The 24,245-nt window shown below is 68.1% G+C and carries 21 protein-coding genes; 8 read left to right on the top strand and 13 right to left on the bottom strand.

The genetic code is table 11. The features are described from left to right. Window positions 1-105: 105 nt before the first annotated feature. The 6 genes from ACWTSU_RS03780 to ACWTSU_RS03805 form a co-directional block, all read right to left on the bottom strand. Window positions 106-534, bottom strand: a complete 429-nt coding sequence (locus ACWTSU_RS03780) for a type II toxin-antitoxin system VapC family toxin (RefSeq protein WP_455138546.1) — start codon at window positions 532-534, stop codon at window positions 106-108. Next, window positions 527-805 (bottom strand): type II toxin-antitoxin system RelB/DinJ family antitoxin, encoded by a 279-nt coding sequence (locus ACWTSU_RS03785; RefSeq protein ID WP_455138547.1) that lies wholly within the window; start codon window positions 803-805, stop codon window positions 527-529. The genes ACWTSU_RS03780 and ACWTSU_RS03785 overlap by 8 nt, the downstream gene beginning before the upstream one ends. Window positions 806-875: 70 nt before the next feature. Further along, on the bottom strand, window positions 876-1,262 hold the full coding sequence (locus ACWTSU_RS03790) for a YbaN family protein (protein ID WP_455138548.1): 387 nt from the start codon (window positions 1,260-1,262) through the stop codon (window positions 876-878). After that, the gene (locus ACWTSU_RS03795; protein WP_455138549.1) at window positions 1,259-1,624 is read right to left on the bottom strand and encodes a nitrous oxide-stimulated promoter family protein; all 366 of its coding nucleotides are present in this window, start codon (window positions 1,622-1,624) and stop codon (window positions 1,259-1,261) included. The genes ACWTSU_RS03790 and ACWTSU_RS03795 overlap by 4 nt, the downstream gene beginning before the upstream one ends. Continuing rightward, window positions 1,624-3,306, bottom strand: a complete 1,683-nt coding sequence (cydC, locus tag ACWTSU_RS03800) for a thiol reductant ABC exporter subunit CydC (RefSeq protein WP_455138582.1) — start codon at window positions 3,304-3,306, stop codon at window positions 1,624-1,626. The genes ACWTSU_RS03795 and cydC overlap by 1 nt, the downstream gene beginning before the upstream one ends. Further along, window positions 3,306-5,045, bottom strand: coding sequence for an ABC transporter ATP-binding protein/permease (locus tag ACWTSU_RS03805; RefSeq protein ID WP_455138550.1), 1,740 nt, complete (start codon window positions 5,043-5,045; stop codon window positions 3,306-3,308). The genes cydC and ACWTSU_RS03805 overlap by 1 nt, the downstream gene beginning before the upstream one ends. Window positions 5,046-5,275: 230 nt before the next feature. Here ACWTSU_RS03805 and ACWTSU_RS03810 point away from each other — a divergent pair, with 230 nt between their 5' ends. Next, the gene (locus ACWTSU_RS03810) at window positions 5,276-5,608 is read left to right on the top strand and encodes a winged helix-turn-helix transcriptional regulator (RefSeq protein WP_455138551.1); all 333 of its coding nucleotides are present in this window, start codon (window positions 5,276-5,278) and stop codon (window positions 5,606-5,608) included. Between the two features lie 275 nt (window positions 5,609-5,883). Here the strand turns inward: ACWTSU_RS03810 and ACWTSU_RS03815 are convergent, their stop codons facing one another. Next, window positions 5,884-13,542, bottom strand: a complete 7,659-nt coding sequence (locus ACWTSU_RS03815; RefSeq protein WP_455138552.1) for a YDG domain-containing protein — start codon at window positions 13,540-13,542, stop codon at window positions 5,884-5,886. Between the two features lie 455 nt (window positions 13,543-13,997). Here ACWTSU_RS03815 and ACWTSU_RS03820 point away from each other — a divergent pair, with 455 nt between their 5' ends. The 4 genes from ACWTSU_RS03820 (at window position 13,998) to ACWTSU_RS03835 (ending at window position 16,385) form a co-directional block, all read left to right on the top strand. Further along, on the top strand, window positions 13,998-14,564 hold the full coding sequence (locus ACWTSU_RS03820; protein ID WP_455138553.1) for a flavin reductase family protein: 567 nt from the start codon (window positions 13,998-14,000) through the stop codon (window positions 14,562-14,564). Window positions 14,565-14,674: 110 nt separating this feature from the next. Beyond that, window positions 14,675-14,932, top strand: a complete 258-nt coding sequence (locus ACWTSU_RS03825; RefSeq protein ID WP_455138554.1) for a hypothetical protein — start codon at window positions 14,675-14,677, stop codon at window positions 14,930-14,932. A gap of 309 nt (window positions 14,933-15,241) precedes the next feature. Next, on the top strand, window positions 15,242-15,685 hold the full coding sequence (locus ACWTSU_RS03830; protein WP_455138555.1) for a MarR family winged helix-turn-helix transcriptional regulator: 444 nt from the start codon (window positions 15,242-15,244) through the stop codon (window positions 15,683-15,685). Beyond that, the gene (locus tag ACWTSU_RS03835) at window positions 15,678-16,385 is read left to right on the top strand and encodes a YczE/YyaS/YitT family protein (RefSeq protein WP_455138556.1); all 708 of its coding nucleotides are present in this window, start codon (window positions 15,678-15,680) and stop codon (window positions 16,383-16,385) included. Before ACWTSU_RS03830 ends, ACWTSU_RS03835 begins: the two co-directional genes overlap by 8 nt. A gap of 54 nt (window positions 16,386-16,439) precedes the next feature. Here the strand turns inward: ACWTSU_RS03835 and ACWTSU_RS03840 are convergent, their stop codons facing one another. Continuing rightward, complete coding sequence (locus tag ACWTSU_RS03840; RefSeq protein ID WP_455138557.1) at window positions 16,440-17,474, bottom strand: YeiH family protein; 1,035 nt, start codon at window positions 17,472-17,474, stop codon at window positions 16,440-16,442. A gap of 116 nt (window positions 17,475-17,590) precedes the next feature. Between ACWTSU_RS03840 and ACWTSU_RS03845 the strand changes: the two genes are divergently transcribed. Next, the gene (locus tag ACWTSU_RS03845; RefSeq protein WP_455138558.1) at window positions 17,591-18,505 is read left to right on the top strand and encodes a LysR substrate-binding domain-containing protein; all 915 of its coding nucleotides are present in this window, start codon (window positions 17,591-17,593) and stop codon (window positions 18,503-18,505) included. On the opposite strand, the gene ACWTSU_RS03850 is transcribed toward ACWTSU_RS03845, so the two are convergent. The 4 genes from ACWTSU_RS03850 to ACWTSU_RS03865 form a co-directional block, all read right to left on the bottom strand. Continuing rightward, a complete protein-coding gene (locus ACWTSU_RS03850; protein WP_455138559.1) occupies window positions 18,475-19,161 on the bottom strand; it encodes a class I SAM-dependent methyltransferase in 687 nt (228 codons plus the stop codon). The genes ACWTSU_RS03845 and ACWTSU_RS03850 overlap by 31 nt on opposite strands. A 10-nt stretch (window positions 19,162-19,171) precedes the next feature. Next, window positions 19,172-19,489, bottom strand: coding sequence for a hypothetical protein (locus tag ACWTSU_RS03855; protein WP_455138560.1), 318 nt, complete (start codon window positions 19,487-19,489; stop codon window positions 19,172-19,174). Further along, window positions 19,486-19,803: a type II toxin-antitoxin system RelB/DinJ family antitoxin gene (locus ACWTSU_RS03860; protein ID WP_455138561.1), complete on the bottom strand. Its 318-nt coding sequence runs from the start codon at window positions 19,801-19,803 to the stop codon at window positions 19,486-19,488. The genes ACWTSU_RS03855 and ACWTSU_RS03860 overlap by 4 nt, the downstream gene beginning before the upstream one ends. A 76-nt stretch (window positions 19,804-19,879) precedes the next feature. Next, window positions 19,880-20,578, bottom strand: a complete 699-nt coding sequence (locus ACWTSU_RS03865) for a B3/B4 domain-containing protein (RefSeq protein WP_455138562.1) — start codon at window positions 20,576-20,578, stop codon at window positions 19,880-19,882. Between the two features lie 113 nt (window positions 20,579-20,691). Here ACWTSU_RS03865 and ACWTSU_RS03870 point away from each other — a divergent pair, with 113 nt between their 5' ends. Both ACWTSU_RS03870 and bsh read left to right on the top strand, forming a co-directional pair. Then, window positions 20,692-21,414 (top strand): YoaK family protein, encoded by a 723-nt coding sequence (locus tag ACWTSU_RS03870; RefSeq protein WP_455138563.1) that lies wholly within the window; start codon window positions 20,692-20,694, stop codon window positions 21,412-21,414. Window positions 21,415-21,869: 455 nt separating this feature from the next. Next, a complete protein-coding gene (gene bsh / locus ACWTSU_RS03875; protein ID WP_455138564.1) occupies window positions 21,870-22,835 on the top strand; it encodes a choloylglycine hydrolase in 966 nt (321 codons plus the stop codon). 37 nt (window positions 22,836-22,872) lie between these two features. Here the strand turns inward: bsh and ACWTSU_RS03880 are convergent, their stop codons facing one another. Then, complete coding sequence (locus ACWTSU_RS03880) at window positions 22,873-24,240, bottom strand: lipase family protein (protein ID WP_455138565.1); 1,368 nt, start codon at window positions 24,238-24,240, stop codon at window positions 22,873-22,875. Between the last annotated feature and the right edge of the window lie 5 nt (window positions 24,241-24,245).

Raw genomic sequence — 24,245 nt, forward strand, 5'->3', positions numbered from 1 at the left:
CTGGTGGCCCACAAATGCGTGAACTGTGGGCCAACCTCGGATCGCGTCGGGTTTCGTGGTGTAAGAGTCCGGGCGCGGGGACGCGCCAGCCACGTCGCGTGATACCTAGCCCGCGAGCTCCAGGTACTCCGCGCAGGTCACGGCGCGCACCGTCGACCTTCTGAAGGCGCGGGCGTCGCGCGTGAGGATGAAGTCGACATCGTTGAGCTCGGCACAGGCGCGCACGAGCCCGTCCTCAAAGTCGGGCTCGGTGCCGTGCAGCGACAGCTCGCACTCCTCGGCCCCGAGCGGCGCGATGACGAGAAGCTCGGTGAGGGCCTCCACGGCCTCGCGCGCCTCGCGCTCGTGCCCGCCCTTGCTCAGCACGTAGTACGCGTCCTTGAGTGACATGGGACACGCAAGCCCCAGGTCTCCCCCACCGTTGCAGCGCTCGATCACCGCCCAGGCCTCACGCGATTGCGGGCGCCCCTCGACCATAAGGTCGAGCAGGACATTGGTGTCAAAGAGAAGCCTCCGGCTGTTGTAGTCACGCATAACGGCTCGCAATCATGTCCCTCATCTGCTCTTCAGTGAGGTTGACGAGCCAGTCAGACGCGCCAAAGGCGGGTCTGAGCGCCCGAAGCCGCTCAAGGGCATCGGGCTCCTCTTGCTCCTCCCCCACCTCGGGTACCTCGCCCGTGCGCGCGATGTTCTCCCACACCGCGCGAATCACGTCACCCGGCGTGGAGCCGGCCGCGCGGATGTACGCGTCGGCGCGCACGCGCACCTGCTCGTCAACCCTGCCGGACACCACCGCCGTTGCCATGTCGCCCTCCTGTCTGTAGACGCGTCTACATCATAGCACGGTGAGTCCCGAGGGGGACGGAAACGTGCCCCTACGCCTCGGCGGCCTCCGGCTTGGTCTTCACGCCAAAGCAGAAGTACAGGATGTGGAACACCCACACGCACGCCAGCACGACCTGGCCCACGCGCACCGCGTGCATCATCGCGAAGCCGACCGACATCAGCAGCGTCACCGTGACCATGACGCGAACCTTGGTCCTTCTCGTCATCCCCTGGCCGGCGACGAAGCTCTCCAGGTTGTCGCGGTAGAGCCTGGTCCCCGTGAACCACGCGTGCAGCCGCTCCGAGCTCTTGGCAAAGCAGAACGCCGCCAGCAGCAAAAACGGGAAGGCCGGCAGCAGCGGCAGCACCGCCCCGATGGCCCCCAGCACCAGACCCACGCACCCCAGCGCCATGAACAGTGCCTTCTTCACCCTCATGCGTCACGCTCCCTCTTGAGTCGTCGCTCCTCGGCCTTGGTCTCCGTCACGTGCCGAATCGCCGCCACGGGATGGTGGAAAATCATCCGCGAACCCGAGAAGCGCATGACCTCGCGGATCTTCTCGCGCATCTCGGGCTTGTAGCAGTGCACGCGACAGTTTGAGCAGAACGTCTTGGTCTCCATGAACGGGCAGCGGTCGCTGCGCCGCCGTGCGTACTCCGCGAGCTCGGCGCACTCCGGGCAGAGCTCACCGCGCCGGGCGCCGTGGCGCTTGCGGCAGTACAGCGCGATCATCTCGGACACCATGCGCTTCTCGCGCTCCCGCTTGGACGCCACGCGGGCGGAATCGACGCGCGCCATCAGCTCACCCGCCCGCTCTCAACGCAGACCACCTCGTCGGCTATGCGCATCGTGGACGGCCGGTGCGAGACGAGCAGCACCGTGCGGCCGGCGCGCTCGTCACGGATGGAGCGCAGGATGACGGCCTCGTTGAGCGCGTCGAGGTTGCTCGTGGGCTCGTCGAGCAGGAGAAACGGCGCGTCGTGCAGGAACGCGCGCGCCAAGCCCAGGCGCTGCCGCTCGCCGCCCGAGAGCGTGTCGCCCAGCTCGCCGACGGGCGTGTCGTAGCCAGCGGGCAGGCTCGCAATGAAGTCGTGCACCGACGCCCTGCGGCACGCCTCCTCGATCTCGTCGTCGGTGGCGTCGAGCCGCGCGATGCGCAGATTGTTGCGGATGCTGTCGTGGAAGAGGTGCGTCTCCTGCGTGACAAGGGCCTCAACGGAGCGCAGGTCAGCGGTGTTGACGTCGTTCACCGACCGGCCGGAGATGCGCACCGCGCCCTCGTCCGCCTCCCAGAATCTCATGAAGAGCCGAAGCAGCGTGGACTTGCCCGAGCCGCTGCGACCGGTGACGCCCACGACCCGCCCGACCGGCGCCTCGAGCGAGACACCGTCGAGCACGCGCTCGTCGTCGTAGGCAAAGCCCACGCCCTCGGCCACAGCACCCGAGAACGCCTCGACGGGCGCCCGACCCGCGACGTCCGGCGTGACGGGCTCGTCGTCAAGGACGTCGAGCACGCGGTTGCCCGCCGCGATCGTGCCCTGCAGCGTGGAGCCCAGGTTGGCCAGCGCCACGCTCGGCCCGAAGGAGCTCATGAGCGCCAGCGTGGGGAGGAGGACGCCGGAGAACCCCAGTTCCCCCGCCTGGTAGAACGTGGCGGCCACTAGCAGCATCGCCAGGTCGAACGCCACGATGACGGCGTTGGTGAGCGCCGTCGCGCGGCCGGCCGCCCGCTTGAGACGCGCCTCGTCGCCCGCGAGCGCCCCCGAGCGCGCGTCCATCTGCGCCAGGCGCGCCCCGCCGCGTCCGTACTGCAGGATCTCGTCGAGGCCGCGCAGGCTGTCGAGCACGAACGAGCTGAGCTCACCCGCGCCCGCGCGCTGCCGGGCACCCGCGTCGCCCGCGAGCCGCGAGGCCACAAGCGGGCAGATCGCGCCCACCACCGCGTGCGCCGCCAGCGCCAGCACGGCCAGCGCCGGATGGAACGTCGCCACGAACGCGCAGGTCACCGCGCAGAACAGCACCGCGATCGCCGTCGGCGAGATCGTGTGGGCGTAGAACACCTCCAGCAGCTCGATGTCCGAGGTGATGAGCGAGATCAGGTCGCCGCGGTCGCGTCCCTCCAGGCGCGCCGGCGCCAGGCGACGCAGCGCGCGAAACACCCGGTCCCGGATAAGCGCGAGCAGCTTGAACGCGATGAAGTGGTTGCACGCCTGCTCGCCGTAGCGCAGCAGGCCGCGCGCCGCCGCGCACGCCGCCATCGCCACGACCGCCGTCGCGAGCGGGAGTCCCGCCGCGTCGCCGAGAAGCCCGAGCAGCCCCATGCCCGCCAGCACCGTGATGGTCGACGCGCACACGTGCCCGACGAGCCCCATCACAATCGCGAGCGCCATGAAGCCCGCAAGCGGTCGCACCAGCCCCACGAGGCGCAGCATCACCTGCGGGCCGGTCCTTCTCGCCCGCACCCCGTCCGCCGTCGCCATCACGCGACCTCCTCCCCCAGCGTCTCGAGCTCTCGCTGCGTGCGCCAGAGCCGTGCGTAGGCCCCGCCGACGGCGAGAAGCCGCTCGTGCCGCCCGTGCTCCGCCACGCGCCCGCGCTTCATCACGAAGATCTCGTCGGCGTCCGCCACGTTGGCCAGGCGATGCGAGATCAGCAGCACCGTGCGCCCGGCCTCCGCGGCGAGCGCGCGGATCGCCGCCATGATGGCGTCCTCGCTCTCCATGTCCACGTTGGACGTGGCCTCGTCGAAGAGGTAGACCGGCGTGTCATGCAGCAGGGCGCGCGCGAGCGCCAGGCGCTGCCGCTGCCCGCCCGAGAGGTTGGAGGCGCGCTCGGCAAGCGGCGTGTCCAGTCCCCTCTCGCCACGCAGGAAGTCGGCCAGGCGCACGCGCTCGAGCGCGGCCCAGAGCGCGGCGTCGTCGGCATCCGGTGCGCCCATCAGCAGGTTCTCGCGCACGGTGCCCTTGAAGAGGTAGCTCTCGTGCCCCACGTAGGTCATGTGGGCGAGCAGGTCGGCGGCGTCGAGGTCCGCGAGCTCGGCGTCGCCCACGAGCACCTCGCCCGCGTAGCCCCGCGCACGGCCCATGAGGATCGAGGCCAGCGTCGACTTGCCGCAGCCCGACTCGCCGACCACGGCCACGAAGCCGCCCGCCGGGACGTCCAGGCTCACCCCGCGCAGCACCTCGCGCTCGCCGTCATACGAGAAGCTCAGGTCGCGCACCGTGACGTCCGCACGCGCCGGGAACTTCTCGCCGCCTGCGGGCGGCTCGTCGGCGTCGAGCAGCCGGAAGATCTTGTCGCTCGCCGCCATGCCGTTCATCGCCACGTGGAAGAACGAGCCCAGCTGGCGCATGGGGATGAAGTAGTCCGCCGCGAGCAGGATCACGGCCAGGCAACCGCCCGGTCCCAGCGCGCCGGCGGCGACCTGCGCGAGCGCGACCCCCATGCCTGCGGCCGCCCCGCCGTACGCCACGAGGTCCATGATCGTGATCGAGTTGAGCTGCATCGTGAGCACGCGCATCGTGATGCGCCGGAACCTCTCGGACTCCTCGTTCATCTCCCGCTGCTTGAACTCGTCGGCCTGGTAGATCTTGAGGGTGGTAAGGCCCTGCAGGTTCTCGAGGAAGGTGTCGCCGAGCTCGGTGTACTGACCCCAGTACCTGGAGAGCAGCCTCTTGGCCCAGGTCTGGACCGCCGCGATGGCGACCGGGATGAGCGGCACGCACACGAGCAGCACCGTCGCGGCCGGCAGGTCGATTGTGGCCAGCACGCAGAACAGCGTGAGCGGTGCGAGCATCGCGTAGAAGAGCTGCGGGAGGTAGGCGCCGAAGTAGGTCTCCAGCTGGTCGACGCCCTCTACGGCCACCTGCACGACCTCGGAGGTCATCGCGCGCTCGCGGTAGCTGGGCCCCAGGTGCAGCAGCTTCTCGTAGATGCGGTGGCGCAGCGCGCGCTTGACGGCGCTGCTGGCCAGGTAGCTCGCGCGCGTGGACCCGACGGTGCACGCGGCGCGGACGCCAACGGAGATTGCCGCCACGCAGGCCGTGAGCACGAGGTCGGAGGGGGTGGCGGCGTTCGCAAGGAGCGCGTCGAGCAGCCGGCAAACAGCCAGGATCATCACCACGTTGGCGAGAAGCCCCACCCACTGCAGAGCGACGCTCGCCGCAACGTGCCTTTTGCTTTCAGGCACGGAGCCAACAAGCCGCTTGTTGATCATCATGCAAGACACCTCTCCAACCGTCCGAGCAGAGCGGTTAGATAGAGTAAACTATTTGGGCTGGATTTGTTAACTACAAATAACTTCTCCGCAGGCAGAGTCCGCGGTCCGCCTGCGTAAGCTGCTGGTCAGACGCATTGTCACTCAACCGCAATCGTAGGAAAATGCTCCCGTTGTGATTAATACACGCATCAAGGTGCGGTGCTTCCCTTAGGGAAAGTGCGGGGATAGACATGGCCGGCTGCGACATATCCAACGCCCACCTGGGCGAGACGGGCTTCTCGTACACGCTCTCGCTCATCAACGGCAAGTACAAGATGACGGTCCTCTACACGCTCATGGAGTTCGGCGTGGTCCGCTTCAACGAGATGCAGCGCTACATCGGTGGCATCTCGTACAAGACGCTCTCGTCAACGCTCAAGCAGCTGGAGGCCGACGGACTCGTGCACCGCGAGGAGTATCCGCAGGTCCCGCCCAAGGTGGAGTACAGCCTCACCGAGCGCGGTCGCTCGCTCGCGCCCGTGCTCGACCTCATGTGCGCGTGGGGCGACGAGCACCGGCCCTAGCTCCGACGCGCGGCGCCCTACGCTACATTCATTTGTTGGGCGGTTTTTCTTGGCCCGCTCAAGTACGGCCAATCGGGCTACCTATTTCTACCTGGTGTTTTTCGACGCGTAATTGGCCTGCTACTCAACGGGCCCTGAGAAAACCGCCCAACTTGTGACGAGCTTCCCGAGATGGCGTCTCAAGACGCCTACCGCCACGGCTCGCGGGTGCGATAGCAGACGGGGGCGGAGACCCAACACGCGTCTCCGCCCCCGTCATTGCCATTGGGTGTCCGTTACCGCCTGCGCGGCCTCAGCGCAAGCCCAGCGAGAAGGGCCGTGAGGCCAGCCACCACAACGCCGGCAACGGGCGCCGTGGCATCGCCCGTCCCAGCCAGGCCGGGAGCGCTGTCGTCCTTGGGCGCGTCATTGCTCTCAGGGCCGTCGTCCTCAGGGTCGTCGTCGACTTTCTCCGGAGTCTCGGGCTCAACGCGATTGCCGCTTGGATCGAGCACCGTGCCGTCGGCGGACACCGTTGAGCCGCTCGGCGCGGTGAGCTCGGTGCCGTCGGGCAGGGTCACGGCGATGCCGCCCAATCCGTTTGGCCTTACCACCGAGCCGTCAGACGTGGTCACGACGCCCTTGCCGTCCACTGCCGATCCGCTGGGGACCGTCACGGTCTCGCCGTTCGGGAAGGTCACGCCCAGCTCGCCGTCGCCACTCGGAGCAACCGTTGTGCCGTCGGGCGCGGTTGCGGTGCCGGAGGGCAGGTCGACCACGGAACCGCCGGGAACCGTCACCGTGGAGCCTCCTGGGAGCGTCACGGTGCCGCCCTGCTCGGGCAGGGTCGCCGTGCCAGTGCCCGGGTCGACCACCGTGCCGCCCGGAAGCGTCACGCTGCTACCGCCGGGGAGCGTCACGGTGCCGCCGCCCTCTGGAAGCGCAACGGTGCCGTCCCCGGTGTCCATCGAGCCCGCGGGGAAGGTGATGCCGCCGTGCGTGTCGGCGAAGCCCTGGACCGTCGCGGACACCGATGCGGAAGCCGCATAGTTCACGGAGCCGGCGAGCCGCACCTCATAGGTGCCGGGTGCGAGGCCGTCCACCGCAGCGCCCTCGGCAGCCGTCCACTCGTCCCCGCCCGCGGCGCGCCACTCCCAGACGGCGCCCTCGGCCAGGCCGGACACGCTGATGGTGCCGTCGGACGCGCCCGCCGCCGTCTCGGGCGTTGTGGACACCTGATCCGCCGCGAGCGACTGCGTCACCTGGTAGATGGTCACCATCTGCTCTCCCAGATCGAAGGCAGGCGCCTCCTGCGTGGAGGTCGCCGGCGCGGACGCGCGCACGGTGTAGGTACCCGCGTCACTCGGCGCGCCCGCGAGCTCGTTGCCGTCGGCGTCGTACCAGGTGAACGTCACCGCGTCGGAGCCGCCGTCATAGCCGCCCAGGTCGAGCACCTGGGGGTTCGCGAGCGGAGAGCCGTCGTAGGTCTTGTTGTCGATCGTGCCGAGCTTGATGAGCACGCCGCCCTGCTTGACAATCTGGAACTCGGCGCTGCCCGTGCCGGCATTGTGGTTCGTGCCCTGGGCGACGGACGCCACCACGCGGTAGGAACCCACCTCGGTGGGTGCGGCGTCAAGCTGCGTCCAGCCATCGCCGTCCGCCGCGTACCAGCTGAGCGTCACGGCACCGTCGCTCGCGTTGCCGTGCGCATCGTGGGCGCTGACCGTGACCTTCGCCTCATCGAACGGATCCCCGGTGTATTGCATCGAGGGCGCCGTCACCGTGACCTGCACGTCCGCACGACCGATGGTAAACGGCAGGCGCACCGTGCCGGTGAAGTTGCCCTTGCCGCTCACCACGGCCTCCGCCACTCCGGTGTTGGTGTTGTTCTCATAGGAGACAGTCCATGCGCCGCCGGCCGTATCGAGCAGGTAGCCCGGTGCGTCGTCCGCAACGGAAACCGCCGGCGTCAGGGCGTCGCCCGTATAGGTGAGACCATCGCCCGCAACGGTGAACCACGAATCTTCGAGCCCAGCGCGCGCGATGTCCACCGTCCCCTTCACATCTCCCGGGTCGAGCGTATAGAACGAGGCATCCTTGCCCGATGCCGCGACGGAGGTCGCCGTGAACGCAAGACCCTCGCCCGCGTCAACCCGCGCGGCGGTACCGCTGGCAGTGAAGGAGACATCATCGCTGGTGAGCGCGCCATCGAGCTCGAGCGCTACGTCGCTAAACGCAGCCGTCCCGTCGTACGCCTTCTGCTCGCCCGCGGCCACCGAGGCGGTGAGCTGCTTAGGCGAAAGCGCGATGGACGCGGAGGCGCTGGCCTGAGGCAGGTTGCCGTCACCTGCAAAGAAGACGGTCAGTTCCTGCTGCCCGGCCGGGACCTGCTTGCCGGCCGTGTCATAGGTGAAGGTGAAGGTGTACGAGCCATCCTGGTTGCGCACAACGCTGTCAGCGCGCTCGGCAAGCACCGTGTCGCCGCAGGACAGCCGTGCATCCGCCGCATCCGGCTGTGCCGCCGCGCGCGCGAGGGCATTGCTCGCAGCGGGAGCGACCGTCGCCTCCACGCGGACCTTTTCACCGTAGGTGAAGCTCGTCTGATCTTTACCCGCTTCGTCCTTCACGGCAAGCGTCATGGACGAGGAGCCCGACTGCGCGACCGTGAGCGTGCCAAGATTCTTGGTATCGGGCGTCACGCTATAGTTGGCGAGCGCATCGTCAGAGCCCTTCGGCTCCAACCGGGCGGCAAAGATGCTCCCCGCCGCGGCCGACGTGCTGTACTGCCCCTCATCAGAGACCCAGCTCAGCGAGAGCCCGTCGCGCAGGGCCGCTTCGAGCTCCTTGGCTTTCTCGCCTTCCTTATCGTCGCCTACCCACTTCATACCGGTGAGCGTCACGTCCTGGATGGTCGGCGCGGGCAATCCATATGCTACCTGGGCATCCTCAACGCCGATGGTGAGCTCTTTGGGCTCAATCGTAACCTGGGCGGTCTCGGCATAGGGCCAATAGACGCTATTATCGACCTCCCTCTTAGCGAAGGCCGCCGTCACCAGATAGGTGCCTGCATCGGTGGGAGTGCCACTGACGCTCTCGCCCGTCGGGGAACCGCCCGCATTGCACGGGACGTATGAGAAGCTCAGGTCCTGAAGCGGATTCACTTCGTAAGGACCGTGGGAAGCCGATGTCACAAGATCGGCCACAGAGAGCACAGTCCCCTTATAGGTGGGCGAGCTGGTCGAGAATTCGATGCTACCGAAATGCAGACCCTTCGTCTTCGAGGCGAAGGACGAGTCCGTCGCGGCAATGCGCACCGTAACCACCAAGTCCACGCTCCCGTCGGCAAACGTCGCGGTATTGTCTTTCTGCCAGTCCATCCCGCTGAATTTATATTCGAGCGCAGCCCCATCCGGCTCATTGGTCTTAACGTTCACCCTGACCGTGTCCCCGTTGCGCGAGGCAGAGGCGTCCGAGATGGTCAGCGTCGGACTCTCAGCCAGGACGTTCTCTGTCCCCGCACTCGCGGGAGCGCCGCCCGTGGTTGCCGCCGCGCGCACGGAGATCGTGCCACCCGGCTCGATCTCCACGGCATCGGTCGTCCAGTCGTCGCCGTCCTTGATCTCATATCCTTCTTCGGCCTTCACCGTCTCGGCCTTGTAATCGACCGTGAAGCCCACGTTCTTTGCGGGCGCCGCCTTGGCCGTCCACACGGTCTCCTTGCCGACCGCCGCCTCATAGTAGTCTGTACCCGTATAGCGCACGTAGGCGGTGTACTGCGTGCTGGGCTCAAGGCAGGTGAACTCCCCCGATTCCTGCCAATCATCATCCGAGGGCTTGGTATCGCCTTCAACCACCGCATACAAGGGATCGCTGGTCTCATACTCGGAATTCGCCGAAACGGTGAAACTCGTGTCCGTTGTGTCGCTGACGGACGCCGTAGCTTTCGGCTTCGCTTTCGTGATGGCCTTGTTGTCATCAATGGTTCCCGCACCACTTGCTTTCGCCCCGACATTGACGGTAAACGTGCCGTCGTTCACGAGCGTGCCGTTATTGGTGAAGGCGCATCCCTTGGCGAGCTCCACACTGCCCTCGTTGGTCAAGGTGACGCCCTTGGTGATGGTAAGCCCCGAAGCTTCGGGAACCGTGAGGGCGTGATCGGCCGGGATGGTGAAGTCCTCGGTCGGGGTTACGTTCGAGCCGTAAACCTCGCCGCTGTTGCCCTCGAAGATTACGCCGGACCAGCTTGTCTTGCCGCTCTGGTCAGAGATTGCCTCGCCACGCACGCTGCTTGCGAAGATGACGGCATGCCCACCCTCGCCGGCGGAGAAGGTGCCTCCATCCGAGGAGGAAGAGCCGGCGCCGATGCCGGCGCCGAGATCGCCGCCCTTCGCGGTGACAATGCCGCCGGTGATGGAGACGGAACCGCCCGTGCCGTTATAGCCGCCGCCGATGCCGGCGCCATAGGTGCCCCCCGTCGCGTCGACGGTGCCACCGCTGATGGTGACGGCGCCGCCTAAGCCGGAGTCACCACCGCCGATGCCCGCGCCGCTGTAACCCCCTGTCGTGGTGACGGTACCGCCGCTGATAGTGACAGTGCTGCCCGAGCCGAAGTTGCCGCCGCCGATGCCGGCACTATTGTCGCCTCCCGTCGCGGTGACGGCGCCGTCGGTGATGGTGACGGTGCCACCCGAGCCGTTTTCACCCCCGCCGATACCGGCACCGCTGCTGCCGCCCGTTGCAGTAACGCTACCCCCGCTGATGGTGACGGTGCCACCTGAGCCATGGCTACCCCCACCGATACCAGCACCAAGGCTGCCGCCCATCGCGACGACGGTGCCGCCGGTGATGTCGACCGCGCCGCCCGCGCCGCCAGATCCACCGCCGATGCCGGCACTATCGTCGCCTCCCGTCGCGGTGACGGTGCCGCCGGTGATAGTAACGGTGTTACCTTGGCCGTAGCTGTTGCCGCCGCCGATGCCGGCGCCTCTGCTGCCGCCCGTTGCGGTGACGGTGCCGCCGGTGATGGTGACGGTGCCACCCGCGCCGTTAAAGCCACCGCCGATGCCGGCGCCGTGCTCACCACCAGTTGCGGTGACGGTGCCGCCGGCAATCTTGATAGTACCCGAGTTGAATGAGCTACTGCCGCCGATGCCAGCATTGCTAAAATTGCCGTTTGCGACGAGCTTGCCGGTGCCGTTCTCCTGCCCGTAGATCGAGAGTGAGTTGCCCTCATTCACGCTGATGCCGTCGTCCACAGTGAGCTTGGCGCCGTCCGCAAGGATGAGGTGCACCTTACCCGACACGATGACGCGTCCGTTTATGGTTACGTTACCCTTGGCGACATACCAGTGATCCACATCGTCATCCGCGCCCCACGCGGTCATCGAACTCGACACCGCAAGCACCTCAACGTCTTCGGCGGTCTTCGCCGGCTTGCCGTCCATGCCAACATACTCAACGGACGAGAGCACCCGAAAAGTGTTCAGTGTGCAGACAACCGTATCCGCAATGTTTCCGTCTCCGCGGAGGTACTGTGTGCCTTCGCCCCCAAGAGCGCCGTCGCCCTTGATGGAGCCGTGGTTGTTTATCACCGCGCCCTCCGGGACGGTAGCGGTGACGCCCTCGCCGATGGTGAGGGTCGCGCCGCTGGGAACCTCGAGCTTGCTGCCTTCGGGGAGGGTGAAGTCCTCGGTCGGGGTCACGTCCGAGCCGTAGACCTTGCCTTCGCCGTTCTCGAAGATGACGCCAGACCAGTCTGACTTGTCATCGCTATCGGAAATCGCCGCACCAGCCCCGCTGCTTGCGAAGATGACGGCATGCCCGTCCTCGCCGGTGGAGAAGGTTCCTACGCCCGAGCCGCCTTCACCCCCGCCGATACCGGCGCCGTTATTGTCTCCCATCGCGGTGACGGTTCCGCCAGTGATGGTAACGTCACCGCCCGGCCCACCGGCCCCACCGCCGATGCCGGCACCAAGGTCGCCGCCCTTCGTGGTGACGGTGCCACCGTTGATGGTGACGGTGCCTACCGAACCAGAATCGCCACCACCGATGCCGGCGCCACCAGATCCTCCCGTTGCGGTAACGGTGCCGCCGTCGATGGTGACGATGCCGCCTGAGCCATCACACCCGCTGCCGATACCGGAAGCGCTCTCGCCTCCCTCTGCGGTGACGGTGCCACCGGTGATGGCGACGGTGCCGCAAGATCCGCCTTCACTACCACCAATTCCTGAGCCGTTGTAACCGCCCGTCGCAGTGACGGCACCACCAGCGATGGTGACGGAACCGCCCGATTCACCAGCCCCACCACCGATGCCGGCGGAACGCGAACCGGATCCAGCGCTCGCGATGAGCGTGCCGGAGCCGCCCTGCTGCCCGTAGATCGAGAGCGAGTTGTTCCCGGCCACGTTGATGCCGCCGTTGACCTTCAGCGATGCGCCGTCCGCGAGGATGAGGTGCACCTTGCCCGTCACGATGACGCGCCTGTCGATGTTTACCTCACCCTGAACCACGTACCAATGCTCCCCGTCGTCATCCGCGCCCCACGAGGTGGAATCGCTTTCGATGACGGAGACATAGATTCCGTCGGCCGTCCGCATCTCCTTGCCATTTTCGTCAACGTACGCGACGCCCACAGTCGCCCGAACGGTTTTAACGTTATTGGTGACCCCCTCGACAACACTCCCATTGCCGAGAAGGTAGATCGTGCCGTCACCCTCAAGGGCGCCCCGGCCCTCGATGGAGCCAGAATTATTTACGACCGCGCCCTCCGGGACGGTAGCGGTGACGCCCTCGCCAATGGAGAGGGTCGTGCCGCTGGGGACCTCGAGCGCGCCGTCCTTGGGAACGGTGAAGTCCTCGGTCGGGGCCACGTTCGTGCCGTAGACCTTGCCGACGCCGTTCTCGAAGATGACGCCGGACCAGGATTCCCTGCCGCTCTGGTCGGAGATACTGTTGGCGACGATAACGGCATGCCCATCCACGCCGGTGGAGAAGGTGCCACCTTCGCCGTTGCTGCCGGCGCCGATGCCGGAGCCGCCACTGCCGCCCGTCGCGGTGACGGTGCCGCCGGCGATGGCGACAGTACCGACCGAGCCGGACGCACCGGCTCCGATACCGGCGGCATTATAATCGCCCGTCGCGGTGACGGTGCCGCCGCTGATGGTGACGGAATCGAGCGAACCGCCATACCCGCTACCGATGCCAGCTCCGCCTTCGCCAGCGCTGTCGGCAGCGAGGCCACCCGTCGCAGTAACAGCACCACCCTTGATGGCGACCGCGCCGCCCGAGCCGCCATACCCGCCGCCGATGCCGGCGCAGCAGGCGCCACCCATCGCTTCGACGGTGCCGCCGGCGATTGTAATGGCGCCGTCTGAGCCGAATTGGCCGCCGCCGATGCCGGCACCAAGGTCGCCGCCCTTCGCGGTGACGGTACCGCCGGTGATGGTGACGGCGCCGACCGGGGCGTATTCGCCGATGTCGGCACCGCTACCGCCGCCGATGCCGGCGCCGCCGTTGCCGCCCTGCGCGTCGACGGTACCGCCAGCGATGACGATGGTTCCGGATGACTCGTTATAAATGCCGCCGATGCCGGCAGAGTTGTACTCGGAGTCAGCGTTCGCGACGAGCTTGCCGGTGCCGTTCTCCTGCCCGTAGATCGAAAGCGCGTTGTCCTCGGTCACGTTGATGCCGCCGTTGACCGTCAGCGACGCGCCGTCCGCGAGGATAAGGTGCACGTCGCCCTTCACCGTGACGCGCTGGCCGATGGTCACGTTGTTTTGCACCACATACCAACGTTCCTCGACATCCACACCCCACATCGCCATTTCTGGGGTAACGGCTTCGGCGCTCACGACTTTCTCCTCGCCGCCCTCATCACGATAGGAGACGTTTTCCGCCGCCCAAGCTGTCACGGGCAGAGCAACCGCACAGGCAACCAGCGCGAGCAGCAACGTCACGGCGGTTCTCATCAATCCAAAAAGGCGCGCGTTTCGCATGGGGGACCTTTCCACAGGAGCCGCTCCTGAATCTCGGCACATACATGGAAATGGTGATACCCCCCCCCCCTAAATACTTGTCAACCCAACCAACGAGGCCACCCGCCTCTCTATGCCCGAAACAAAAGGCCAGCGACAGACCTCGCAACCAACAATTCGCCGACCGCGTTCTCTCCCTCGGGCACATATTGCAACGTAAGAAACCCCAGTTCGCGATAACTCGACGAGTCCGCCTTGAGACCAGCTCGATGCGTTACGGCGCACTTCGGCCCTTTTCTGCCATCGCGTTGCTGCATCGCCTCCCCGACCGCGCGCCATCCCGCCTGACGGCACTTACCTCAACGTCAGTACTGGCGATCGCGCCCAAGCGGCCGTATGCTGCACGTAACGAGCCGTCAACAGGAAGGGAGTCTCCCATGTGCGCAAAGAGGAGCCTGGGCGACGCGGGCGAGCTGTTCCCGCAGTCGGTGTTCATCATCGCGACCTACGACGAGGACGGCACGCCCAACGCCATGAACGCGGCGTGGGCCGGCGAGTGCACGCGCCACGAGATCTGCTTCAACATCGGCGACCACAAGACCACCGCCAACATCGTGAAGAAGGGCGCCTTCACCGTGGCACCGGCCAACGCGGCCAACGTGGTGAGCGCCGACTACTTTGGTATCGAGAGCGGCGCCAAGGTCAACAAGGCCGAGAAGAGCGGGCTCACGTTCACGCGCTCCGAGCACGTTGACGCACCTGTCATCGAGGAGTACCCGCTCACCATGGAGTGCGAGGTCACGAGCATCGACGGCGACGAGCACGGCGCGCGCGTCGTGGGCCGCATCGTGAACACCCTGGTCGACGAGGCGATCCTCGGCGAGGACGGCAAGGTAGACTTCGGCAAGTGGCAGCCGCTCGTCTACGACGCCGCGCACATGACGTACCGCGTCGTGGGCGAGGAGGTCGGCGGCGCCTGGAACGCGGGCAAGGCGCTCATGTAGCGCGAGCGAACGACGGCGGATCTGAGGACGGGACGAGAGGGACAGACGTCCTTCTCGCCCCGTTTTGCCATAAGATGAGAGTGTTCGACATCAACTTCCCGGGAGGTCCCATGGACGTCCTGTCCATCGTGCTCGGCGCGCTCTCGCTCGTGACGGCGTTCACGCCGCTCATCTGGCTGCAGGTCATCGGCGGCTTTGTGGGCATCGCCGGCATCGTGCTCGCGCGCAGGGCCAAGAAGGCCGACTACCGCAAGGACCTCACCACCGCCATCGGCATGCTCTGCTCGGTCACGGGCACGGCCCTGTGCTTCGTGGTGCCGGTGCTGTCACTGCTGAGCAACGTCGCCCTCCTCTTCATGACGCGCTAGGAGCGGCGCCGGTTACGTACACCCGCGCGGGGTACGTACACAACTTCAAATTTGATAACGAGAAGAGCAACGCTCTGACCTGGTACTTCTCGCCAGAAGACATGTTATCAATATCGAAAATGTGTACGTAACCACGAGAAGTGCGCGTAACCGGCGCGGTCGCACGCATCCCGCGCCGCCCGCACGACCCCCGCGCCAGCCTCCGCGCCAACCCGCGCCAGCCACACAACTCCGCCCCTCTCCACACCCCGTTCACAGTTGTTTGTATACTAATCGTTGTCATCCTAACAACACGACCAAGGGGCCCCGTTGGAGAACGACACGATTCACCACCTGCTGCTCGTTGCGTTCAGCCACTCCAACCACGCCATGAGCACCCGCATTCGCGCCCGCGGCCTGCTGCCGGGCCAGCCGAAGGTCCTCGAGCACGTGGCCGCGCACGAGGGTTGCCTCCAGCGCGACATCGCCCAGGCGTGCGCGATGGAGCGGGCCACGGTCACCGGCATCCTCGCCCGCATGGAGGAGGCCGGGCTCATCGAGCGCCGGCCCAAGCAGGGCGACCGCCGCGCGCTGGAGGTGTGGCTCACCAGCAAGGGCTGGGAGGCCGCGGAGTACGTGGCTAACTGCGGCGCCGAGGTCGACAGGACGGCGTGCGCGGGCATGACGGCCGAGGAGCGCGACGAGCTCGCCCGGCTGCTCGCCCGCGTGAGGGACAACCTCGAGAAGGCGGAGGGGAAGGACGCGCATGAGTGAGCTGGTCGCAAAGCTGGGATGGGACGCCGACGGACGAGAGGGGCTGCGCGAGGCGCATCTCATCCCGCGCTACCTGTGCTTCTTCGCGGGGCTTCTCATCAACTCGTTCGGCATCGCGTTCATCACCAAGGCGGCGCTCGGCACCTCGCCCGTCTCGAGCATCCCCTACGTGCTCGCGCTCGAGTTCGCGCCGTCGTTCGGCGTGTTCACCTTCGTGCTCAACTCGGTCTACATCATCGTCCAGGTCGCGCTGCTGCGCCGCGACTTCCAGCCCGTCCAACTGCTGCAGATTCTGGCCAACCTCGCGTTCAGCGCGTTCATCGACGTGAGCATGGGGCTGCTCTGGTGGCTTGAGCCCCAGGGGCTTCTCGCCGAGGCGGGCTCGCTCGCGCTCGGCTGCTGCATCCTCGCGTTTGGCCTAGCCGTGGAGGTGGCGCCCAACGTGATCGTGGTGCCGGGTGAGGGCGTCGTGCGCGCCGTGGCCTCCAAGGTGGGCCGGCCCTTCGGCACCTGCAAGCTCTGCTTTGACACCACGCTCGTGGTCGTCGCGTGCTGCCTGTCGTTCGCGTTCTTCGGCGGGCTCAACGGGCTCGGCGTCGGCACGATCGTCTCGGCGCTGGTCGTGGGCCCCATCTGCAACCTCATCAACGCCCGCGTCCCGCTGGTCGAGAAGATCCGCGGCCTCGTACCCGCGGCGTAGCGTGTGACAATGGGGACGCAGGGTTGACAAACCCCTCCGTCCCCATTGTCGCGTCTACCAGATGCCGAGGACGTGCTGCATCCCCAGGCTCACGCACGCGATGGCCACCCAGCAGCAGAAGCCCATCAGGATCGGCTTGCCGCCCGTGCGCACGAGCTTGACGACGTCCGTGTTGAGGCCGATGGCCGCCATCGCCATGACGATGAGGAACTTCGAGAGCTCCTTGATCGGCGCGGTCACGGCGGCGGGCAGCGAGAAGACCGTGGTCACCACGCTCGCCAGCACGAAGAAGACGATGAACGTCGGGAACGCCCGGCGCAGGCTGAACGTGCTCTGGCCCTCGCCGCCCGCGCGCCGCTCCTGACGCACGTTCCAGAGCGCGAGCGCCAGCGTGATCGGGATGATGGCCAGCGTGCGCGTGAGCTTCACGATGGTGGCGGCGTCAAGCGTGTTGGCACCCGGGTGCATGCCGTCCCAGGCGGCGGCCGCGGCGGTAACGGAGGAGGTGTCGTTGACCGCGGTGCCCGCGAACAGGCCGAAGCCCTCGTTGGAGAGGCCGAGCATGCCGCCGAGCGTGGGGAACACCAGGGCGGCGATCACGTTGAAGAGGAAGATCACGCTGATGGCCTGGGCGACCTCCTCGTCGTCCGCCTTGATGACCGGCGCGGTGGCCGCGATGGCCGAGCCGCCGCAGATCGACGAGCCCACGCCCACGAGCGTGGAGATCTTGCCCGGCACCCTGAGCGCGCGGCACAGCACGAACGCCACCACGAGCGACGTGGTGATGGTCGAGAGGATGATCGGCAGCGACGTGGCGCCCACCTGCGCGATCTGCGCGAGGTTGAGCCCAAAGCCGAGCAGGACCACGGCCGCCTGGAGCACCATCTTGGAGGTGAACTTCACGCCGTCGTCCACCGCCGAGGTGTCGCGCCCGCGCAGGGCCACGGCGAGCGCCATGCCGATGAGGATGGCGAAGACCGGTCCGCCCACGACCTCGAGCTGCTTGCCGAGCAGCCACGCCGGCACCGCGATGACCAGCGCGAGCAGCACGCCCCGCCACGTTTCCCCGAGCTTCTTGATGAGTCCCATGCGCACGCCCCTTCTCGCCGATATGGTCCGCTGACCAGCCTACCGGGGCTCGCTATAATCTCTTACCACCATCTGCTTATGTAGCCATAATGATTTGTTTGGCGAGAGGGGCGCGGATGCTCGACCATCGCACGCACACCTTCCTGGCGGCGTATAGAACCGGCAGCTTCACGCGCGCCGCCGAGGAGCTGCACGTGACGCAGCCGGCCGTCTCGCAGCACATCCGGCAGCTCGAGCACCACTACGGCCAGCCGCTCTTTGCCAAGACGGCGCGCGGCGTCCGACCCACCGAGGCGGGCGAGCTGCTCTACCGCGCGCTCGACTCCATGGAGAACGACGAGCGTCGCCTGCGCGCCGAGCTCGACGCCCTGGACGGCGAGAAGAGCGCGCGGCCCCCGCTGCGCCTGGGCTGCACCCGCACGATCGCTGACCACGTGGCGCCGCGCCTGCTGGCCGGCCACCTGAGCCGCCACCCCGACGAGCGTGTGCTCATGCGCGCCGGCAACACGCACGAGCTCATGGCCCTCATCGAGGACGGGGAGATCGACTTCGCGCTCGTCGAGGGGCCGTTCGACCGCGCCGCGCTCGAGAGCGCGCCCCTCTCGCGCGAGCCGTTCGCGGCCGTGGCGGCGCCCGGCACGCCGCGACCCGCGGGCCTCGCCGACCTTCTCGGCCATCGGCTCGTGCTGCGCGAGCCGGGCTCGGGCACCCGAGAGATCCTGGAGCGACACCTCGCGGCGCGCGACCTGACGGTGGGCGACTTCGCGGGCGTCGTCGAGCTCGCGAGCATCCCCGCGATCAAGGCCTGCGTGCGCGCCGGCGTGGGCGTGAGCTTTCTCTACCGCGTCGCCGTGGCCGACGAGCTGGAGGCCGGGACGCTCGCGGACGTCACGCCGCCAGATCTTCGCATCGAGCACAACTTCTCCCTCGTCTGGCAGCGGGGCAGCCGCTACGGGGAGCGCTATCGCGCGCTGCTGCGCACGTGGCGCTCGCGCGGGCATCAGGCGCGCGGCGGCACGATCACGTCGTAGCGCACGGCCTTGCCCGCCAGCTCGTAGGACGGCTTGGCACCCGCGAGCCGCGGCCCCTTGGGCGGCCGCTTGATGACCACCTTGCGCGGGCATGCGGCCAGCGCCGCGTCCAGCAGCGCCTGCTCGTCGTCGCATGGGCGCTCCAGATGGTGCAGCAGCTGGAACTTCTTCCTCACCGCGGCGCTCTTGCGGCGCTCGGGGAACATCGGGTCGAGAAACACCACGTCGGGATGCTCGCCGCGCTCCCCCATCGCGTGCAGGCCGGCTATGGAGTCGCCCTCGATCAGCCGCATGCGCCCAACGGCATCCGTGAGCGCAGGGTCGTCGGCCGCGCGCGCCAGTGCGTCGGCGAGCAGCGCCGCGATCACCGGGTCCCTCTCGTAAAGCGTCACCGAGAAGCCCGCAGCGGCCAGTAGCAGCGCGTCCTCGCCGAGTCCCGCCGTGGCGTCGACTGCCGTGGGCGCGCCCGCGCCCCGCACGCGCGCCGCCCGCACGAGCAGCTCGCGGCCCAGCCGGTCCGGCCGCAGCCGCGGCACCATGCTCGAGAGGTCCGCCCGCAGCTCCATGCCGTCGCCCGCGAGCACGAGCGCCCCGCCGTCCGCGCGCCGCAGCTCCAGCCCGGCCGCCTTCAGCGCCACCTCGACCTCGGGCGTCATGCCGCTTCCCTCACTCACTCGGGATCGTGGCATGGCTGTAGACTCCGACCATGCGGATGCGTCGGTTGCGCTCACGCCTGAAGTAGACAACGAGCACGTCGTCATCAAAGATGTGGAACTCGATGTGGTTGCCGTCGGCGAACGGCGCACGGGCCAACACGTGCTCGTCCCAGCCGTTCTCCTCAACATGGCCGCAGCGCTGGAGCTCGCGAATGCATGCCTTGATGGTGAGGATGATCTCGGCCATCTGCTCGCGAGTGTACTTGGGGCGCAGCGGCTGGAGCGTCGCCCAGAAATGGCGCCCGGCGACGACCTCGTAGTTGGTCACTGCCCGACCTCCTCGGGAGCGAGCCCCAGGCCATCCAGGATGTCCGCCGGCACCTCCGTCGGATCGGGCTCGGTGTCATCGGGAAGGAGGCCCAGCTCAACCGCCTCCGCGTAGACCATGTCTCGCCGGACGTCCTCGGCCAGCTCGACGGCCGTCCCGCGCGAGAACAGGCCGTCAAACGGACTGCGCCCCTCATTGGCCACCTGCGTCACCATGATGCGGCACGCCATGGGCGTCGTGAGCCCATTGCGAGCAAAGACGGCGTCGGCGCGCTCCTTGACCTTGTCGTCCACGGTCGTTTGTATGAGCGCCATGCTGGCCTCCTCTGACGCTATGAAATCACCTTGTGATTACATAATACTACCCAGAAACAAGAGGGCGCCGACGCCGTCACACCTGCGGGGCCGCAGCGCTCGCCAGGGCGACGCTCGTGCGCGCGCCCAGGTCGTCCCGCAGGCGGGCGGCCAGCTCGTCGCAGGCCGCGCGCACTGCGTCGTCGTTGATGCCCAGAAAGCCGTCGATGGGAAAGACCGCGCGCGTCGTGCCCGCGTCCACCTTGCCGTTCTCGCTCTGTCGCCACGTCCAGCGGCGCGTGTGCACCAGGTTGCCCACCGCGTAGACCAGCTCGCCGGGAGCGAGCGTGGGGTCCGCGTCCTTCTCGCCCAGCTCCACGAAGACGTCGCCGGGACGGGAGAGGCGCAGCTCGAGGGTCTCGCCCGGCCCCAGCGCGTGCGCGCCCAGCGGCAGCGCGTACTTGATCGAGATCGCGTTGCCGAGGTCGACCACCGGGTTCACGCGCCAGACCCCCTTGCCCTTGGCGATGCGCCTGAGCAGGGCGATGTTTGACGAGGGGTAGCGGCTCGGGCTCATGCCGAGCGCGTGGAACGCCTGGCGGTAGGGCTGCACGCGCAGGTCGTCGCTCGCATGGATGCCCGCGAGGCGCCGCCCGGCGTCGGCCACCGCCTCGTCGAGCAGGCGGTCGATCGCAGGAACGCTCCCGGCTGTGTTGTCGATGCCCACGGCCGTCACCACGCCCACACAGAGCTCGGGCAGCGCCTCGAACACCGCCGCGTCAATCGAGAAGACCATCGCGGCCCCTCCCTTCTCGCTTCATGCGGATTATACGAGCGCCGGCTCCGTGGCCTCGCAGTTGCTCTAGGATGTCACGCGGTCGTGACGTGCCGAGCGAGACGGGGAGACACATGGAGCGGGACGCGAGCCAGACGCAGCAGCCGAGAAGGACCAAGGTGCCCGTGCGGCTCGGCCTCACGGTCATCTGCGCGGGCGGGTTCATGGACGCGTACTCCTACCTCGTGCACGGGCACGTCTTCGCCACGGGGCAGACCGGCAACATCGTGCTGCTCACCATGCGCGCCGCGGGCGGCGACTGGCTCGGCGCGCTGGGTTGCGTGGCGTCGATTCTCTCGTGCGCGGTCGGCATCTTCTTCTCGATGCACCTGCTGCACGGCATCCACGGCGGCAACCGCTACCGCACGCAGCGCTGGGTCGCCGCGCTCGAGGCCGTGGTGTTCGCCCTGCTCGCGCTGGTCCCGGACGGCGTGCCCGACCTGCCCGTCAACTGCGTCATCGCGTTCTGCGCGGCGCTGGCCTTCGAGAACTTCCGCTCGTTCGGCACCAAGTCCACCTACGCGAGCGTCTTCTGCACCGGCAACCTGCGCTCCTTTGCCGAGACCCTCTACCAGGGCCTGGTGGGCGGCGACCGCCACGAGCTGCACCGCTCGATGCGCTACGCGGCGCTGATCGGGTCGTTCGCACTGGGCGCGCTGGCGGGCGTGCTGCTCATCGGCGCGGTGGGGCGGCTCGCGTGCCTGGCCGTCTGCGCGCTCTTCGTGGTCACCTCGGTCCACCTCGCGCTCCTGGACGAGGACCCCAAGCGCGGCGGCGTCATGCTTCTCGACGACTAGGCTCACAGAGGGCGCCCCGTGCACATGCGCCAACTTGACGCATGTGCATCCCCGGTCTGCGGCGCCGTGGGCCCGCCTCCCACTCACATGCGTCAGCTTGACGCATGAGCATCCGCGCACCGGACCTGACGCGACAAGTCTCCCCTGCACATGCAGCGGATTGACGCATGTGCAGGGGTTTCAGGTTGCAACGACGGCTTCAGGTCCACTCACATGCAGCGGTTTGACGCAAGTGCACCCCCTCCGATAGACCCGGCAACAGCCAGCCCCACTCACATGCAGCGGAATGATGCATGTGCAGGGGGCTGCCGCCGCACGGGGCGCCGCTCACGGCACTGGGTGTCCCCGCTCATGCGCAACGTCCCGCGCTCTCCCTCACCGGCCGGCCGCCATCGGCTACAACCGGAGCAACCCGCCTCGGTCGCACGAGGTCACAGCGAGAAGGGAGCGCCGCCATGTGCACCGCCGTCCGCTTCACCGGCAAGACCGGCACCATGTACTTCGGGCGAAACCTCGACTGGACCCAGGGATACGGCGAGCGGGTGGTGGTGACGCCCCCGGCGGCCGCGGTGCCGCCCGCCTTCGAGCGGCCGGACGACCCCGCGCGCGGCCGCGCCGTCATCGGGATGGGCATCGTCGCGGACGGCATCCCGCTCTACTTTGACTGCGGCAACGACGCCGGGCTCGCCGTGGCCGGCCTCAACTTCCCGCAGAGCGCGCGCTACGCGGACGCGCCCGCTGCCGACCGCACCAACGTGGCCGCCTACGAGTTCCCCTACTGGGCCTGCCGGAACTTCTCGACGCTCGCCGAGGTCCGCGCGGCGCTCGCGCACGTCACCGTGGTGGCCCAGCCCGTAAACGAGCAGCTGCCCGTGGCCAACCTCCACTGGATCGTCGGCGACAGGACCGGCAGTGTGGTCGTGGAGTGCCTGGAGGGCGGCCTCACCGTCTGGGAGAACGACGTCGACGTGCTCACCAACGAACCCGACTTTGGCTGGCACCGCCAGAACCTGCGCAACTACCTCACGCTCGATGACGGCCTGCCCGCGACGGCCGCCTGGGACCGTGCCGAGCTCGCGCCCTTTGGCTCGGGCGTGGGCGTCTGCGGCCTGCCCGGCGACTACGGCGGCCCGGCGCGCTTCGTGCGCGCTGCGTTCGTGAACGCCCACTACCCCGCGCAAAACGGCGAGAAGGACAACGTGACGCGCCTGTTCCGCACGCTCGGCGCCGCGGCGGTGCCCGACGGCGTGGCCCGGATGGGCGACGGCGCCTACGAGAAGACCCTCTACACGAGCTGCTTCTCGGCGGGCACGCAGACCTACTACCACGCCACCTACGACGACCCGGCCATCCGCGCCTATCCGCTGGCCTCCTGCGACCTCACCGGCACGGAGCCGCTCGTCGCGCAGCCGGCGGCCTGACGCACGCGGCCGGCACCGGGCGGCCGGCGCCCGGGCCTCAGGACAGCTCGTCCGGCCCCAGCGCCTGCATCCACGCGATGTAGACGCTGGGGTAGTGGCCGCACAGCACGCGCGCGATGTCCACGTCGGTCATGAGGCCACGCACGAGCGACGCCATCCCGCCCACCGAGGCGAGGTCGTCGTCGGTGGGCATCTCGCGCGCGAGGTCCGCGACCAGGGCGTCCACGCTCTCGCGGTCCCGCGGGTCGTAGGGACACGCCACGCCCACGTTCTTCTCGAACTGCGCGCACGCCCGCTCGTAACGCCCCTCGAAGCCCTCGTCGCCGTAGCCGGGAAGCCACAGGTCGTGCCCGTAGCGCGCGTAGCCCCACGCGGCCAGCGGCAGGCGGGGCACCACGTCGCTCGGGTTGAGGACGTTGAAGATGTTGTCGTAGAGCGGGTCGGAGACGTTGCCCATCGTCGTGAGCTCCGGCGTCGCGAACGTGTAGCAGTAGATGCTCCCCAGGGGCGCCAGCGGGCGCAGCCCCTGCGTCATGTCGTCGGCGTAGGAGGCGGCCAGGTTCGCGGTCGCGGCGCCGCGCGAGTGGCCGCAGAACAGCAGCGCGATGTCATCGGTCCCGTCGAGCCCCGCCCGCTCGGTGACCCGCGCGGACAGCTCGTCCACGAGCTCGGATGCGGCGCGCGCGAAGCCCTCGTGGTCCATCGCGTCGAGGTCGTAGACGGCCGCGTCACCCATGTTGAGGTCGCTCAGCCACTCGGCGCCGTAGCTGCCGCGCACCGAGACGAGCAGCAGGGTCTTCTCGCGCCCGTCGTCGCTCGTGACGGTCTTGGAGGCCACCGAGTACGCCACCACGTCGTCGTCCCCCACGAGCAGGTCCACGACCTCATCGAGAATCTCGCTGCGGTACTGGTAGGACGCCGTGGACACGTCCTCGAAGCCCAGCTGCGCGAGGGCGTCCTCCATGTAGGCCGGAGAGCCGGACCCCGCCTGGTAGTAGGCGGACTCGGAGTTGGCCACCGCCGAGAGCACCGCGCAGGTCGTGGCCAGCTCGTGGTTGTAGACCGTGGGGTCCTCGAAGAACCACTCGTCGTCCCACGTCACCTCGGTCGAGACGGTCTCACTGCCCGTGGCAACGCTCGTGAACTCGATCCGCGCGGTGAAGGGGCCGTCCGCGCGCTCGACGGTCTCGAGCTGACGGGGCGCCTCGGGGGCGCCGACCGCCCCCTCCCCGCGCCGGCGCTGCTCGAGCCGCACGCCCACCAGCGCGGCGAGTCCCACGCCCGCGCACACCACCGCGACGAGCAGGACGAGAAGGACGCGGCGGCGCCTGCGCGGGCGACCGCCCGCGACGTCCTTCTCGCCGCGCTCGTCCCGCTCGCCCGTCGTCACGCGCTCCTTTGCCATGGCTG

The organism is Thermophilibacter sp. (genome assembly GCF_966187215.1).

Bases quoted from the DNA above. Each gene is read 5' to 3' on its own strand.
- ACWTSU_RS03880 (WP_455138565.1), bottom strand. From the start codon at position 24,240: ATGGCAAAGGAGCGCGTGACGACGGGCGAGCGGGACGAGCGCGGCGAG.
- ACWTSU_RS03860 (WP_455138561.1), bottom strand. From the start codon at position 19,803: ATGGCGCTCATACAAACGACCGTGGACGACAAGGTCAAGGAGCGCGCC.
- ACWTSU_RS03780 (WP_455138546.1), bottom strand. From the start codon at position 534: ATGCGTGACTACAACAGCCGGAGGCTTCTCTTTGACACCAATGTCCTG.
- ACWTSU_RS03795 (WP_455138549.1), bottom strand. From the start codon at position 1,624: ATGGCGCGCGTCGATTCCGCCCGCGTGGCGTCCAAGCGGGAGCGCGAG.
- ACWTSU_RS03820 (WP_455138553.1), top strand. From the start codon at position 13,998: ATGTGCGCAAAGAGGAGCCTGGGCGACGCGGGCGAGCTGTTCCCGCAG.
- ACWTSU_RS03845 (WP_455138558.1), top strand. From the start codon at position 17,591: ATGCTCGACCATCGCACGCACACCTTCCTGGCGGCGTATAGAACCGGC.
- ACWTSU_RS03825 (WP_455138554.1), top strand. From the start codon at position 14,675: ATGGACGTCCTGTCCATCGTGCTCGGCGCGCTCTCGCTCGTGACGGCG.
- cydC (WP_455138582.1), bottom strand. From the start codon at position 3,306: ATGGCGACGGCGGACGGGGTGCGGGCGAGAAGGACCGGCCCGCAGGTG.
- ACWTSU_RS03840 (WP_455138557.1), bottom strand. From the start codon at position 17,474: ATGGGACTCATCAAGAAGCTCGGGGAAACGTGGCGGGGCGTGCTGCTC.
- ACWTSU_RS03810 (WP_455138551.1), top strand. From the start codon at position 5,276: ATGGCCGGCTGCGACATATCCAACGCCCACCTGGGCGAGACGGGCTTC.
- ACWTSU_RS03835 (WP_455138556.1), top strand. From the start codon at position 15,678: ATGAGTGAGCTGGTCGCAAAGCTGGGATGGGACGCCGACGGACGAGAG.
- ACWTSU_RS03865 (WP_455138562.1), bottom strand. From the start codon at position 20,578: ATGGTCTTCTCGATTGACGCGGCGGTGTTCGAGGCGCTGCCCGAGCTC.
- ACWTSU_RS03850 (WP_455138559.1), bottom strand. From the start codon at position 19,161: ATGACGCCCGAGGTCGAGGTGGCGCTGAAGGCGGCCGGGCTGGAGCTG.
- ACWTSU_RS03790 (WP_455138548.1), bottom strand. From the start codon at position 1,262: ATGAGGGTGAAGAAGGCACTGTTCATGGCGCTGGGGTGCGTGGGTCTG.
- ACWTSU_RS03805 (WP_455138550.1), bottom strand. From the start codon at position 5,045: ATGATGATCAACAAGCGGCTTGTTGGCTCCGTGCCTGAAAGCAAAAGG.
- ACWTSU_RS03870 (WP_455138563.1), top strand. From the start codon at position 20,692: ATGGAGCGGGACGCGAGCCAGACGCAGCAGCCGAGAAGGACCAAGGTG.
- ACWTSU_RS03785 (WP_455138547.1), bottom strand. From the start codon at position 805: ATGGCAACGGCGGTGGTGTCCGGCAGGGTTGACGAGCAGGTGCGCGTG.
- bsh (WP_455138564.1), top strand. From the start codon at position 21,870: ATGTGCACCGCCGTCCGCTTCACCGGCAAGACCGGCACCATGTACTTC.